Annotated in this window: 14 protein-coding genes; 10 read left to right on the top strand and 4 right to left on the bottom strand. The window is 66.1% G+C overall.

From position 1 onward, the window contains the following. Positions 1 to 5: 5 nt before the first annotated feature. A complete protein-coding gene (locus U743_RS01630; RefSeq protein ID WP_052367406.1) occupies positions 6 to 1,676 on the bottom strand; it encodes a sensor histidine kinase in 1,671 nt (556 codons plus the stop codon). 100 nt (positions 1,677 to 1,776) lie between these two features. Between U743_RS01630 and U743_RS01625 the strand changes: the two genes are divergently transcribed. The 10 genes from U743_RS01625 (at position 1,777) to U743_RS01580 (ending at position 10,756) form a co-directional block, all read left to right on the top strand. After that, a complete protein-coding gene (locus U743_RS01625; RefSeq protein ID WP_043765008.1) occupies positions 1,777 to 2,787 on the top strand; it encodes a hypothetical protein in 1,011 nt (336 codons plus the stop codon). Beyond that, positions 2,787 to 3,269 carry a type 2 periplasmic-binding domain-containing protein gene (locus U743_RS01620; RefSeq protein ID WP_052367405.1) on the top strand — a complete coding sequence of 161 codons (483 nt, stop codon included), beginning with the start codon at positions 2,787 to 2,789 and terminating at the stop codon, positions 3,267 to 3,269. Before U743_RS01625 ends, U743_RS01620 begins: the two co-directional genes overlap by 1 nt. Positions 3,270 to 3,470: 201 nt before the next feature. Continuing rightward, positions 3,471 to 4,154, top strand: coding sequence for a thermostable hemolysin (locus U743_RS01615; protein WP_084191281.1), 684 nt, complete (start codon positions 3,471 to 3,473; stop codon positions 4,152 to 4,154). Continuing rightward, on the top strand, positions 4,151 to 5,677 hold the full coding sequence (locus U743_RS01610) for an AMP-binding protein (protein ID WP_052367403.1): 1,527 nt from the start codon (positions 4,151 to 4,153) through the stop codon (positions 5,675 to 5,677). Before U743_RS01615 ends, U743_RS01610 begins: the two co-directional genes overlap by 4 nt. Further along, positions 5,674 to 6,342, top strand: coding sequence for a TenA family transcriptional regulator (locus U743_RS01605; protein WP_043765006.1), 669 nt, complete (start codon positions 5,674 to 5,676; stop codon positions 6,340 to 6,342). Before U743_RS01610 ends, U743_RS01605 begins: the two co-directional genes overlap by 4 nt. Further along, the gene (locus tag U743_RS01600) at positions 6,339 to 7,151 is read left to right on the top strand and encodes an SDR family oxidoreductase (protein ID WP_043765003.1); all 813 of its coding nucleotides are present in this window, start codon (positions 6,339 to 6,341) and stop codon (positions 7,149 to 7,151) included. Before U743_RS01605 ends, U743_RS01600 begins: the two co-directional genes overlap by 4 nt. Positions 7,152 to 7,171: 20 nt before the next feature. Then, positions 7,172 to 7,807, top strand: coding sequence for a tetratricopeptide repeat protein (locus U743_RS01595; RefSeq protein ID WP_043770644.1), 636 nt, complete (start codon positions 7,172 to 7,174; stop codon positions 7,805 to 7,807). Positions 7,808 to 7,898: 91 nt separating this feature from the next. Then, positions 7,899 to 8,309 (top strand): GtrA family protein, encoded by a 411-nt coding sequence (locus tag U743_RS01590; RefSeq protein WP_043765001.1) that lies wholly within the window; start codon positions 7,899 to 7,901, stop codon positions 8,307 to 8,309. Continuing rightward, positions 8,299 to 9,294, top strand: a complete 996-nt coding sequence (locus tag U743_RS01585; protein WP_043765000.1) for a glycosyltransferase family 2 protein — start codon at positions 8,299 to 8,301, stop codon at positions 9,292 to 9,294. The genes U743_RS01590 and U743_RS01585 overlap by 11 nt, the downstream gene beginning before the upstream one ends. A 49-nt stretch (positions 9,295 to 9,343) precedes the next feature. Further along, entirely contained in the window at positions 9,344 to 10,756 is a 1,413-nt protein-coding gene (locus U743_RS01580) for an ArnT family glycosyltransferase (protein WP_198021877.1), read from the top strand. Between the two features lie 251 nt (positions 10,757 to 11,007). On the opposite strand, the gene U743_RS01575 is transcribed toward U743_RS01580, so the two are convergent. The 3 genes from U743_RS01575 to U743_RS01565 all read right to left on the bottom strand — a co-directional run bounded on the left by U743_RS01575 (position 11,008) and on the right by U743_RS01565 (position 14,172). Next, positions 11,008 to 11,844, bottom strand: coding sequence for an aldo/keto reductase (locus U743_RS01575; protein WP_043764996.1), 837 nt, complete (start codon positions 11,842 to 11,844; stop codon positions 11,008 to 11,010). A gap of 73 nt (positions 11,845 to 11,917) precedes the next feature. Further along, entirely contained in the window at positions 11,918 to 13,009 is a 1,092-nt protein-coding gene (locus U743_RS01570; protein ID WP_232226694.1) for a PilT/PilU family type 4a pilus ATPase, read from the bottom strand. Next, positions 13,006 to 14,172, bottom strand: coding sequence for a PilT/PilU family type 4a pilus ATPase (locus U743_RS01565; RefSeq protein WP_043764994.1), 1,167 nt, complete (start codon positions 14,170 to 14,172; stop codon positions 13,006 to 13,008). Before U743_RS01565 ends, U743_RS01570 begins: the two co-directional genes overlap by 4 nt. Between the last annotated feature and the right edge of the window lie 12 nt (positions 14,173 to 14,184).

Genomic DNA, 14,184 nt, shown 5'->3' with positions numbered 1-14,184 from the left:
TGAACTCATGCCACCTCCGCCGCCCTTCGCGGCAGTCGTACTTCGAAGCAAGCGCCGACGTCGGTGGCGAGCACGCGCACATCGCCTCCGTGGGCTCGCGCGAGTTCACGCACGACGGCGAGGCCGATGCCCAGCCCGCCTTCGCGCCGGTGAATGAAAGGCTCGAAGACTTGTTCGCGGTCTGCCTTCGGAATCCCCGGACCGTCGTCGTGCACGCGCACGTAGACGTTTTCCGCGTCGCCATCGGTCGATACCGCAATCGAACCGCCGGCGGGCAGAATCTGGATCGCGTTGAGCAACAGGTTGAGCAGCAGTTGCAGCACTTGCTCCTCATCGATCTCGGCAAGCGGATCCTTGGCCCCGCCTCCGAGGCGCAGCGTGACGCCCTTGTCGCGTGCCTGCGGCTGCACCATGGCTACCCCGCGCTCGACGAGCATTGCCACATCCTGACGCTGGCGCTGCGGTTCCCGTGTGCGCGAACTGTCGAGAAGCGCATTGACGAGGCGGCGAAGACGCTCGGTCTCCGACAGGATATAGCCGACCAGCTCCCGATTCTGAGGGTCCAGCGCCTCGACATCGATGGTCTGTGCCGACGACCTGAGAATACCCAGCGGCGTGCGGATCTCGTGCGCCATCACGGCCGCGAACTCGCCCACCGCGGCGAGCTTCGCCGCCGTCACCAGCTTCTTTTGCTGCGCGTCGAGATCGGCGGCCATGCGCTCCAGCGCCTGACTCAGCCCCGTAACTTCCTTCGGCGCGCCCCGGATCGCTGGCGGCGTTCTGACCGACCCGCCTCCGAGACCGCGCGCATATTCGCTCAAACGCACGACAGGGCGTGCCACCCGCTCGGAAACGAAGGTCGCCGCCATGAGGATCAAGCCCCCGGCCATCAGCAAGAGCAGCAGAAATGCCCCCGCCATGCTGCGGATCGGCGCCAGCGCACTGGCGCGGCTCTGCTGCACTACCGTTCGCCATGGATCGCCGGCGATTCCCTGAATGCCTTCCGCATACGCAGACGCGGAAAGAAAGGCCGACTCCCCACCCGCCATGGCTTGCCATCGATCACTGGCCGCGATACGCGCGCCGCCGGCATCGAAGAGGGCGAGCGCGCGGCGCTCCCCGGCGGCGGTGTTCAGGAATTCCCGAATCCGCCCCCAATCAATCAGCAGCACGAGGCGGCCGATCGGTTGCCGGTCGAAGCGGGAGCGGATCGCGACGCTGAGCACGGCGGCCTTCGCCCCCTCGGTCGGCGTGCACAGGGCCATCGGTTGCGTCGGCCGCACGCATCGTTGCCCTGCGGCGAGCCTGTCACCGATGCGGCGGGCCTCGCTGCTCGCTACGACGAGGCCGTCGGCCCCCAGCGCGTGCAGGGCGATGTAGGTCGCGTCATAACGACTTTGTGCGTCTTCCAGAAAGGCGCTCAGTCGGCGATCGACGTCTCCGATCGCAATGTCCTGCATGACATTCAGCTCGCTCCAGGTCACCGCGTTCTGTACCCGCTCGAAGAGGGTCTGACGAAACTTTGCGGATACGCTTTCGGCCTGCGCAGTCAGGTTGGCTTCGATCTCGTGGTACACGATGCTGCGCGTCTGCCAGAAGGCCAGCAGCATCATCAGCGCGGCCGGCGGCAGGGCGACCACCGAGAACGCCGCGAGGAGCAGGCGGCGTAGACTCACGGGCTTATGGGTTCCGAACACAGGGGCTCAGGCGGAACAAGGAATGACTTACCGGCAATATGGCTGATCGGCTTTGCAAACGGTGACGGAGCATTCGTCGATGCGTCTGCCCATCATATGCCGCTGCTGGCTTGCGGTCGGCATCCTGCTGATGATCGTCTGCCCGAGCGTGGGGGCCCAAGCGGCACCGGAATTCGGTAGCCACCGCTTTCATGTAGGCGGCTATGGCGAAATCATGGCCAGCGATACGCAGCGCGCGCGCCCTCAGCTGGCACTGCAGCGTTTGAGTGTCATCGGCAGCTGGGCGTCACCCGGGCGCTGGAGCGGCCTGATCGAGGTCGAGGGCAAGCAGCTGCTCGTGCTGCGCCCCGCAGACAGCGGGGTCGACGATGCCAGGCCCGTGCTCGAGCGTGCCTACATCGATTTCGCGCAATCGAATGCGCTGCAGCTGCGTCTTGGCAAGTTCCTGACGCCGATAGGGCGCTGGAATCAACTGCACGCCGCGCCATTGACGTGGACGACATCGCGCCCGTTGATCACCGAGGACACCTTCCCGCTCAATACCACCGGCGGCATGCTGCGCGGCGTCGTACCCGTTCTCGGCCAGGCGCTGGAATGGTCGCTCTTCGCCAGCCCCGGCGAGGAGCTCTTTCCCGAAAGCGGGGCCAGCCGCTTCGAGGAAGCCTTCGGGCTCCGGCTCGCGCAGGATCTGGGTCCGCATCTGCAGGTGGGCCTATCGGTATCGGATTTCAAGGAAAGCCGGGACCGGGAAAGGAAGACCCTCTTCAGCATGGATTTTCTGTATGCCCGCAGCGGCTTTGAACTGAGTGGCGAATTCGCGGTGCGCCAGCGCTCGCGAACAACGCGCAATGAGGATGAGACCGGCCTCTATCTGCAGGGTGTCGCCCCCATCGGTGGCCCCTTCTTTGCGGTCGCCCGCATCGAGAGCTTCGCGGGCGCCGATGCGGCGGACGATCTGCATCTCTACATTGCCGGACTGACCATGCGCTGGTCCCGGCAGTTGGTGCTCAAGGCGGAATATCGGCACACCACAGAGAACCCCGGCACGGTCGCGGAAGGCCTGCTTGGCTCCGTCGCCCTGTTCTTCTGATGATGCCGCGCACGGGCTGGACCGCCATCCTGCTCTTCATGCACGCGACACTCGTCACGGCGCAGGTGCCGGAGCAGGACAAGCCCGCGATAGCGGTCATTGCCAGCACGGCCGACCAGGATGTCCACCTGAACCCGACGCGGCTCAGCCTGATCTATCGCCGCAAGCTGCGCTTCTGGTTGGATGGCCGCCGCATTCATCCGATCAATCTGCCGGTCGCCCATCCGCTGCGTCAGCGCTTCTCGCAAATCGTTCTGGGGAGTTCGCCGAAGGCGCTAGAGGACTACTGGCGCGAACGCTACTTCCTCGGCATCGAGCCCCCCTTTGTCGTGCACTCGACCGAGGCCATGATTCGGATCGTCGCCCAGACCAAGGGTGCACTGGGCTACGTCGATGCCTGCGACGTCGATGCGCGCGTACGCGTCCTCCTGTACGTGGGGAGCAACACCCAGCGCAGACCGTGCCCAACGGCGCGCGACTGAGGCCCCACCCCGAGCTGCCTGCAAGGCTTGACTGCAAAAAGCTGCAGTCATGCAACATCCTGCACTCTGAAATCCGTGAAGGAAAACCCAATAACTACTTATAAATCAGAGCAATAGCGATTTTTCCGACTTGGTACGCGACTTGCGCAAACAGGGCATGGGCACCGGCAACGGGTCCGGTCCAAACGCAAGAGATAAGCCATGTCACAAGCCGCAATTGCTCCCAGCAGCCACTCGGTCAGCGCAGCCCGAACCGTCCGCAGGCGGTGGGCCGCGCAACTCGACCCGAGCCGCGCTTCGCTATGCGTTCTCCCCCATGGCGAAGCTTCGCGCCACATATGCCGCGGCTACGCGCGCAGCTACGGAGCCGACGTGCGCGCGCACATCATGCCCCGCCTGTTCGGGGTTCGCGAAGAAAGCGGCACCTTGTCGGCCGTCTTCGGGCTGCGCGGCGACGACGAAGCGCTGTATCTCGAACGCTATCTCCCCCATCCATTGCTGGAGATGGCGAGCCGCATCAACGCCGTGGACGGCATCGCGAAAGGCGAACTCGTCGAGCTGGGCAACCTGGTCGGAGAGCGACCCGGCGCATTGCGGCTGCTCGTCGCGCTACTCACACCGGCACTGCTCAATGCCGGCAAGCGCTGGCTGGCCTGCACCGCCACCCACCAGCTTCGGAACGGCCTCCGGCGCGCCGGCACGGTCATGCACGCGCTGGCACCGGCGCACGCAGATGCGCTGGGAAGCCAAGAGGCCGAGCACTGGGGCACGTACTACCGGCACAACCCGATGGTCATGCTCATCGATGTTGCGGCCACCCTGCGCAACCAGCCCGACAAGGGCCCGACGCCCTCGGACCGCACCGCTCCGGTACTGCCGGCATGACCGCGACGGATCATCTACTGGCCGCACATCGCCAAGCGAGCGTAGACGGCATCCTTCTCGAAGGCCCCGATGGTGCGGTCTACGACCACGCCGCCGTGGGCGCTGCGCTCGACGCCCTCGCCAGTCTCTTCGTCCCGTACCGCGGCAGGGCCGTGGCCGTCATGGGCGACAACACCCCGGCCTGGGCGCTGGTCGATCTGGCATTGCTCGCCACCGGATGCTGCAGCCTTCCCCTGCCCGATTTCTTCAGTGAGGCACAGCTCAGCCATGCGCTGACCGCAAGCGGCTGCGCGCTCATCGTGTGCCGCTCATCGGAGCGCCTGGACCGCATCCTCGGGCACGAGGTTCGCCGACAAACGCTCCATATCGCCGGTGAGAAGTGGACCGCGCTGCACATGGCTCAGGCAGGCGCGGTAGCGCTGCCCGAAGGCACGGCCAAGATCACTTTCACCTCGGGCAGCACCGGCCAGCCCAAAGGTGTCTGCCTGTCTGCCCAGGCGATGATGGATGTTGCGGCCTCGCTGGCGGAGGCGTCCTCGTGCACGCCCCGCAGTCGTCATCTCTGCACGCTGCCACTGGCCACGCTGCTGGAAAACATCGCTGGCGTATACGCCCCGCTGCTCAGCGGCGCGCGCGTTCTGTTGAAGTCCTGCGCAGCCGCCGGCCTCACCGGCAGCAGCGGCTTCGACGCCGGCACATGCATGCGCACCATCGCCGACTCCGGCGCGACCCGGTTGATCCTTGTGCCGGCCATGCTTCAGGCGCTGATGGCCAGCACGGCGGACCAAGAGCAGTGCCTGCGCACGCTCGAGTTTGTCGCCGTCGGCGGCGCCCCCGTGCCGAATGCCTGCGTGGATGCCGCCCGCGCCGCGGGTTGGCCGATCTATGTGGGCTACGGCCTTTCCGAATGCTGCTCCGTGCTCTGTCTCAATACGCCGCAGCACGATCGCGCGGGCAGCGTCGGCCGCCCCTTGGCCCATGTCTCGCTGCGGATCACCGACGCCGGCGAGATCGAAGCCGCCGGGAGCCCCTTTCTCGGCTACCTGGGCGACACGAATTTCGCAGGGGACTGGGTCGCCACCGGTGACCTCGGTCATCGCGACGCCGACGGGTATGTCTTCGTTCATGGCCGACGCAAGCACCTCTTCGTCACCAGCTACGGACGCAATGTCAGCCCGGAATGGGTGGAGTCGACCCTGCAACAGGAGCCAGCCATCAGCCAGGCCGTGGTCTTTGGCGAGAACCGCCCCTGGAACATCGCAGTGCTCGTCCCCGAGACACAAGCCGGCGCTGCCGCCCTGCGAGCCGCCGTCGCCCGGGTCAACGCCCAGCTCCCCGACTACGCCCGCATCGGCGACTGGATCGCCGCGCCGGAGGCCATGAGCGCGGCCAATGGCTTGATGACGGCCACCGGCAAGCCGCTTCGTACCGCCATCGCTGCACGCTTCGGTGATGCCATCGAAGCGCGATACGCCGGCCATGACGTCCTTACCCAGCCCCAACCGGAGTCCTTGTCCCCATGACCCTCTACGAAAGACTGCAACAGCAGAGCCAAGCCCAACGCGACGCCATGCGCGACATCCCGCTCATTCGCGCCGCCCTCGACGGCAGCATCACGCGCGATGCTTACATCGCCTATCTGACGCAGGCCTACCACCATGTACGGCACACCGTTCCCCTGATGATGAGCTGCGGGGCGCACCTGGGCGCGCAACGCAGCTGGGTCCAGCCCCTGCTGGCCGAATACATCACCGAGGAAACGGGCCACGAACACTGGATCCTGGACGACATCCGCGCCTGCGGTGCCGATGCCGACGCGTTGACGGCGACGGGCCCCAACGCGCAAACGGAACTCATGGTCGCCTACGCCTACGATGGCATCCAGCGCCACAACCCCATGCATTTCTTCGGCATGGTCTACGTTCTGGAAGGCACCAGTACCGCGCTCGCGCTCGGTGCCGCCGACGGCATCCAGAAGGCGCTCAAGCTGCCCGCCTCCGCCGTACGCTATCTGCGCAGTCATGGCGCCGTGGACCAGGAGCACATCCGCTTCTTCGCTGACCTCGTCAACCGCGTGGACGAACGCGCGGACCAGGACGCCATCCTGCATGCCGCGATGCGCTTCCAGGACCTGTTCAGCGATGTGTTCCGTTCGATTCCCCTCGAAGGACAGAGGGCCGCGGCATGAAGCTCGAAGGAAGCAACATCCTCTTGACGGGCGCCACAGGCGGCATAGGGCGCGAACTGGCGACCCAGCTGGCGGAACGTGGCGCGAACCTGCTGCTCAGCGCGCGTGATACCGAGGCACTGCACAGCTTGGCAGAAGAGCTTGGCGCACTGGGGGCGCTTGCCACGGTCATGCCCGCCGACCTGTCCAGCCCGGACGCGGGCACCCGCCTGGGTGCTGACTGCCTCGGGCACCGCACGCCCGACGCGGTCATTCACTGCGCCGGCGCCATGCAGTTCGGCGAGTTCGAGACGAGCAGCCCGGAGGCCATCGCTACGCTCTGGCAGATCAACACACTGGCTGTGCTGCAGCTCACGCGCGCACTGCTTCCGGCCATGCACGTGCGAGGCAGCGGCCGCTTCGTCTTCGTTGGCTCGGTGTTCGGCAGTCTCGCCTTCCCGATGTATGCGCTTTACTCGGCCAGCAAATTCGCCTTGCGCGGGTTTTCGGAGGCGCTGCGCCGCGAACTAGACGGCAGCGGCATCGGCGTCACCTACGTGGCACCGCGCTACACCGAAACCGCCCTCAACCAAGGCGGCCCCGAGCGTGCCGCCGCGGCACTGAAGATCGCTCGCGACACCCCGACGGCCGTGGCGAGAAAGATCGTCGCCGCGCTCGAACGCGATCGCGACCGCTACAGCCTCGGCTGGGCCGAGCGCTTCTTCATGAAGCTCAACGCCCTCCTGCCGTGGCTGGTCGATCGCGCCCTGCGCGGACAGACACGCCAGCTCCGCGCTGTCGTGCGCGACGCCCTGCCCCCCGTCCATTGATCCAGGAGATTCCCATCGCCATGCGCCAACTGATCATCCCCACCGTGCTGGCTTTCTTCTCCGCCACATCGGTCGCCAGCGCCGAGTTCCCGCCCGACGTCGCCGAGCTGCAGAAAGACTGGGCCAACGCCTACTACGTGATACCGGAGAACGAGCGCGAGGATGCTTTCGAGGCACTCAATGCACGCAGTGCCGAGGTGGTGAACAGACACCCGGAACGCGCGGAAGCGCTGGTCTGGCGCGCCATCATTCTCGCCACCGACGCCAGCATCTCGGGCGGATTGTCCGCACTGGGCAAGGTCCGCGAGGCGCGCGCGCTGCTGGAAAGCGCTCACGCCATCGACCCGGGGACCATGAACGGTGCGATTCCGGCCTCCCTCGGCAGCCTGTACGCCAACGTGCCCGGCTGGCCCCTCTCGTACGGCGACGAGGACAAGGCCGAGCAGCACCTGCAAGAAGCGCTGGCCCTCAACCCGGACAGTATCGATGCGCATTTCTTCTACGGCGAACTCCTTGCCGAGCAGGGACGGACTGCACAGGCAGGCGCCCAATACAGGGCCGCGATCAACGCACCAGAGCGGCCCGGTCGCGGGATCGCTGACCAGGGAAGGCGCGAAGAGGCCCGCGCCGCCCTGGAAGCGCTTGAAGGCCACTAAGCCGATGCCTGTCATGACGCCACATCATCGTCTGCCGGTGCTCAGCCGCGGCGGTCGGCGACGTCCGACCGCCGGCGGAGCATGAGGCCCCGTGCAGTCGCCATCCGCTGCCGTCGCGCGCTGGCCCCGTGTCCTCCGCTTCCTGGCAAGTGGTGGCCTGGCCACCCTCGTGCACTGGCTGTGCATGTACGGACTGATCGCGACCGGCACGGATGCCCGATTGGCCACGGCCATCGGCGCCACCGTCGGCCTGCTCCTCAACTACGCCGGCCAGTACCGCTTCGCTTTCCGGAGCAGCATGCCCCACCGCCTGACCTTCCCGCGCTATCTGACAAGCGCCGGGGTTGCCTGGATCCTGAATCTGGCGGCCTTTTCCGCGCTGTACGCCGGCAGCGCCAACGCAGTGCTTGCACAAGGCGTCGCGACGGCCGCCGTCACGCTCGCCAACTATGCCCTGGCCGAGCGCTTCGTCTTCCGAGGAGCAACCGGCAATGAAGGCTAGTTCCCCTGTTCTGAGCGTCATCGTCCCGGTCCACGACGAGGCCGATGTCATTCCGACCCTCATCAAGCGCCTCGCGCTTGTCTGCAGGCCGCTGGATATTCCGCTGGAACTGCTCTTCGTCGATGATGGCAGCAGGGATAACTCGGTCGCCCAGCTCCTGCAGCTGCGGCATCAGTACCCGGAAATCCGCGTGCTGCAGCTTTCGAGGAATTTTGGCAAGGAGGCCGCCGTATCGGCCGGCCTGCAGAATGCCCGTGGCGAGGCCATCGTCCTGATGGACGCCGACCTTCAGGACCCGCCGGAACGGATACCCGACATGGTGGCCGAGTGGCGCAAGGGGGCGGATGTCGTGCTCATGAAGCGGCGCTCCCGGGCGGGTGAAGGCTGGCTCAAACGCCTGACCGCGGCGGCGTACTACCGCCTGATCAACCACATCAGCGATGCATCGATCCCGGTGGACACGGGTGACTTCCGCCTGATGAGCCGCCGCACCGTGGAAGCCCTGAATCAACTCCCCGAGCGCAACCGCTACCTCAAGGGGATGTTCGCCTGGGTCGGCATGCCGACGACCACCCTGGAATTCGACCGGGATCCGCGCGCGGTGGGGCAAAGCAAATGGAACTACGCGAAGCTTCTCCAGCTTGCGATGGAGGGCATCACATCCTTCTCGATTCGACCGCTGCGCATCGCGCTGGCACTCGGCTTCCTGGCTGCGGGCAGCGGCGCATTGTTCGGCGTGTGGGAAGTCCTGAAAGCCCTCTTTCTGGGCATTTCAACGCCGGGCTATGCCTCGTTGATCGCGGTGATCACCTTCCTCTCCGGCGTCCAACTGCTGTGCGTCGGGCTGCTCGGGGAATACGTCGGCCGCATCTACCTGGAAACCAAGCAAAGGCCGCTCTTCATCATCGCCGAGGACAGTCGTGCCAGCTTCCGCGACGAACAACCGCCACTGCATTTGGTGAGCCATGATCCGAACCAGCACTAGAACGCTGCTTTGGTGCCTCGGGGGCGTGCTTGTCGCACGGCTGATCTTCATGGCGCTGCTGCCCTACGCCGATACCACCGAGCCTCGTTACGCCGAGATCGCCAGAATCATGGCCGAGTCCGGCGACTGGATCACACCCTGGTTCGATGCGGGGGTGCCCTTCTGGGGCAAGCCGCCACTCGCCTTCTGGTTGCAGGCGCTGTCCTTCCGGGCCCTCGGGGTATCCGAATTCGCCGGACGCCTGCCCTCGTGGCTGGCCAATCTCGGCATCGTCTACCTGACCTACCGCACCGCGCGCTCGCTGCACCCGCACCCCGGGGGATCATCGTCGGCACAGGCCGGGCTCTGGGCCGCCCTGATCTACAGCACCACCGCGCTGGCCTTCATCAGCGCCGGAACCGTCATGACGGATTCCTTTCTGGCGCTCGGAACGACCCTCACCATCGCCAGCCTGATCATCCGCTTGCAGGGTGGGGCCTGGTACTGGGGCTATGCCTTCTTTGTCGGCCTCGCCATCGGCCTGCTGGCCAAGGGCCCGCTCGCCCTGGTGCTCACCGGCTTGCCGACAGCCTTCTGGGTCCTTGTCACGGGCCAATGGCGCACGCTCTTTCGCACCCTACCCTGGCTGCAGGGCACGCTGATGATGCTCGCCCTCGCCGTGCCCTGGTACATCCTTGCCGAACTGAAGACACCCGGCTTTCTCGATTACTTCATCGTCGGCGAGCACTTCAAGCGCTTTCTCGTCAGCGACTGGTCGGGCGATCTGTACGGCTCGGCGCACGACTTTCCTCGCGGCACCATCTGGCTCTTTCTCCTGGCTGCCAGCTTTCCCTGGGGGCTGATCGCCCTGGCCGTCTGGGTAAGAGGGCGCTGGAGCGGCAATGCCGTGGCGCATCCGTGGCAGCCGCGCTGTCCCGGGACGGTCAGCTTGCTGCTCGCCGCGGCTCTGTCCCCCGCCGTCTTCTTCACCTTTTCCGGCAATATCCTGCACACCTATCTCCTGCCGGGGCTGCCCTTTCTGGCGATCCTCACCGCGGGAGCGATCGCGGCTAGCAACGAACGGCCCCATCCAGCATGGCGCTTGTCCACCGCCGCATTGATCCCCGTGATCGCGGTCGTCGCGGGAACCTGGTATGCATGGCACCCGGGCGCATTGAAGACGGAAAGGGAACTGATCACCCGCGTAGCGGCATCGCCAGCCATGGCGGTCAGCGACCTGAGCTACCTCGACGGAGTGCCGTTCTCGGCCCGCTTCTACAGTCGCGACCAAGTGCGCGTCATCAAACGCGAGTCCCTGATGACGCGAATCGAAAGGGAAGAACGCAGCGAACCGATACTGGTCGCGGTGCGCAAACGCGACACCTCGATGATGCAAGCCCTGCAGAACCATGGAGACGCCATCGACAGCAGCCGGCGTTACACGCTGTTTCGCATCGCCCCGCAACGTTCCGCACGCCAATGAGACGAAGCAGCATCCCTCCGCCAGCGGCGATAGCCGGCGCATCGACATGCCGGCTATCCGGCGCACCGCAAAACACGGCTGCCCGGCGTGGACGCGGCGACGCGTGCCCGGCTGTACGCACGGTGGCCACGACGCCGCTGCGCTTCGTCGCGCGCCTGAAGCGGCGCGGCTTGCTCGTGCATCCGGACAGCCTTTGCCCCGCCTCAAGCGACCGCCGCCTGATTCCGGTCGCGCCGGGTTGAAAGCCCGATTCAGTCGCTGTCCCAGTCCGGCGCGAAGCGCGGGTTGATCAGCCGCCGATCCTTGGCAAGCTGCTCGGCGATGGCGGCGTGCTCGGTCTCGGTGAGTACGCAGTCATCGACGGCGAGATTGTCGCGGATGTGCGCCGCGGACTTGCTGCGCGGCAGCACGGCCACGCCCTGATCGAGCAGCCAGCGGATCGCGACCTGCCCCTCGTTCTTGCCGTGCGCGTCGCCGATGCGCTTGAGCACGGGATCGCCGAAGACCTGGCCGCGCGCCAGCGGGCTGTAGGCGGTAACGCTCATGCCCAGCTCCCGGGCCGTGGCCAGCACGGCACGCTGCGACAGGAAGGGGTGGTATTCGACCTGATTGGTGGCGATGCGACCCGGCGCGACAGCGGCGGCCTCGCGCATCAGCGGCGAGGGGAAGTTGCTGATGCCGATGTGTCGTGTCAGGCCGCGTGCCTGGGCATCGAGCAGCGCGCCCAGGGTTTCCGACAGCGGCACTTCGGGATTCGGCCAGTGCAGCAGCAGCAGATCCACGGCATCGACGCGCAGGCGCTGCAGACTGTCGGCCACGGATGCCTGCAGATCGCCGTCGCGGAAGTGATCGATCCACACCTTGGTGGTCAGGAAGATGTCCGCGCGCGGCACCGGACTTGCGGCTACAGCCTCGCCGACGGCGGCCTCGTTGCGGTAGATCTGGGCGGTATCGATGTGCCGGTAGCCCGCCTCCAGTGCGGCATGAACTGCCGGGCCGGCTTCCTCCGGCGCGAGCTCGAAGGTACCGAAACCGAGCGCCGGGATGGTGGCACCGGCGGCTTTTACGGGAGGCAGGAGATTCGACATGGGCACCGGGGGTGGTCGCGTAGAACCCCACTCTGGCGACGCAGGCGCCGCGCATCAAGCCCGCATGCCTCGCTCAGCTGCCGAAGTGCAGCTTGGCCTCCAGATTGGCGCGCGAGTCGGCATTGTCGAGGGCTTCCTGCTGCGTGATGCGGCCCTCGCGATAGAGCGTGGCCAGGGCGTGGTCGAAGCTCTGCATGCCGCGGTCGCGCGAAGACTCCAGCGCATCGTGCACCTCGCCGATGCGGCCGGAGGTGATCAGTTCGCTGACGAAGGGGGTATTGAGCAGCACTTCGCAGGCGGCCACGCGGCGGCCGTCGACGCCGCGGACGAGACGCTGCGCGATGATCGCGCGCAGCATCATGCCCAGATCCATGTTCAGCTGCGGCCGCAGGTCGGCGGGGTAGAAATTGATGATGCGCTGCAGCGCCTGATAGGAATTGTTGGCGTGCAGCGTCGACATCGCCAGATGCCCGGTGTTCGCCATGTGCAGGCAGGCCTGCATGGTGGCGCGCACGCGAATCTCGCCGGCGAGCACGACGTCGGGCGCCTCGCGCATGGCGGAGACCAGCGCGCTCTCGTAGTCGGGCACGTCGATACCCACCTCGCGCTGATTGACGATGCCGCGCTTGTGCGCGTGCACGTACTCGATGGGATCCTCGATGGTCAGCAGGTGCCCCTGCTGCCTGCGATTGCGCTCGTCGAGCATCGCGGCCAGCGTCGTCGACTTGCCGCTGCCGGTGGCGCCCACCACCAGAATCAGACCGCGCCGCTGCATCGCCAGATCGGCAAGCACCTCGGGCAGGCCCAGCCCCTGGATGGTGGGGACGTCGGCGCCGACGAAGCGCGCCACCATGGCGATCTCGCCGCGCTGATAGAAGACGTTGATGCGAAAACGGCCGAGTCCCCCCGCCTGCGTGGCGAGGTCCACCGCGCGGCGCTCGTGCAGCTCGCGGCGCTGGCTATCGCTGAGCACGGCATCGGCCATGGCAGCGATCTCGCGACCGCTGAGCGACTCCCGCCCGACCGGATGCATCTCGCCTTCGATGCGGATCATCGCCGGCGCTCCCGAACTGAAGTAGAGGTCGGATGCCCGCTTCTCGGCCGCCAGCCGCAGATAGGGCTGGAGCTTGCGGAAACCCTCCATCGGTGCGGTGGCGTTGCTCATCGCCAGCGGGCCTCCTCGTCGTCGTCCTCGTGCATGGAGAGCTTCTGCACGTCAGGGTCGTTGTTCAGATCGGTAGCGGCGCGATTCGATTCCAGCTTGATGCGCAGACGCAGCTCGTTCTGCGAATCGGCGTTGCGCAGGGCCTCCTCGTAGGTGATGTCGCCGGCCTCGAAGAGATCGAAGAGATGCTGATCGAAGGTCTGCATGCCCTGCTCGCGCGAGCGCGTCATGACTTCCTTAATGCCCGAGACTTCGCCCTTGAAGATGAGGTCCGAGATCAGCGGCGTGTTGAGCAGGATCTCCACGGCCGCCTTGCGCCCGCCGTTCTCCTTGCGCACCAGGCGCTGACTGATGATGGCGCGCAGATTCAGCGACAGGTCCATCAGCACCTGCTCGCGCTTGTCCTCCGGGAAGAAGTTGATGATGCGGTCCAGCGCCTGATTCGAGGAGTTGGCGTGCAGCGTCGACAGCACGAGATGGCCCGTCTCGGCGAAGTTGATGGCGTATTCCATCGTCTCGCGCGTGCGGATCTCGCCGATCAGGATCACGTCGGGCGCCTGGCGCAGCGTGTTCTTCAGCGCATTGTCCCAGCTGTGCGTGTCGACGCCCACCTCGCGCTGCGTGATGACGCAGCCCTTGTGCGGATGCACGAACTCGATGGGATCCTCGATGGTGACGATGTGCCCGCGCGACTCGCTATTGCGATGCCCCAGCATGGCCGCCAGCGAGGTCGACTTGCCGGAGCCGGTCGCGCCCACCATCAGCACCATGCCGCGCTTGGACATCGTGATGTCGCCGAGCGCCTTCGGCAGATCGAGCTGGGTGAGCGTGGGGATCTGGGTCTCGATGGGGCGCAGCACCGCGCCGGAATAGTTCTGCTGCACGAAAGCGTTGACGCGAAAGCGGCCGATGTCCTGCGGCGCGATCGCGAAGTTGCATTCGTTGGTGGCCTCGAACTCCTTGAGCTGTCGGTCGTTCATGATGGCGCGCACGATGAGCGCGGCATTCGGCGCCGACAGCGGCTTGTCCATGACAGCGGTCATCTGACCGTCGATCTTCATGGCAGGTGGAAAGCCGGCCGTGATGAAGAGGTCCGAGGCCCCCTTTTCCTTGACCAGGCGCAACAGCTGGGTGACGAGCTTGACGGCGGCGTCGCGATCCATGAAAGGCTCCGG

The sequence above is a fragment of the Algiphilus aromaticivorans DG1253 genome (assembly GCF_000733765.1).
Classification (GTDB): Bacteria; Pseudomonadota; Gammaproteobacteria; order Nevskiales; family Nevskiaceae; genus Algiphilus; species Algiphilus aromaticivorans.
The sequence above is the reverse complement of the archived record's forward strand: the minus strand, read 5'-3'. Positions and strand labels throughout refer to the sequence as shown.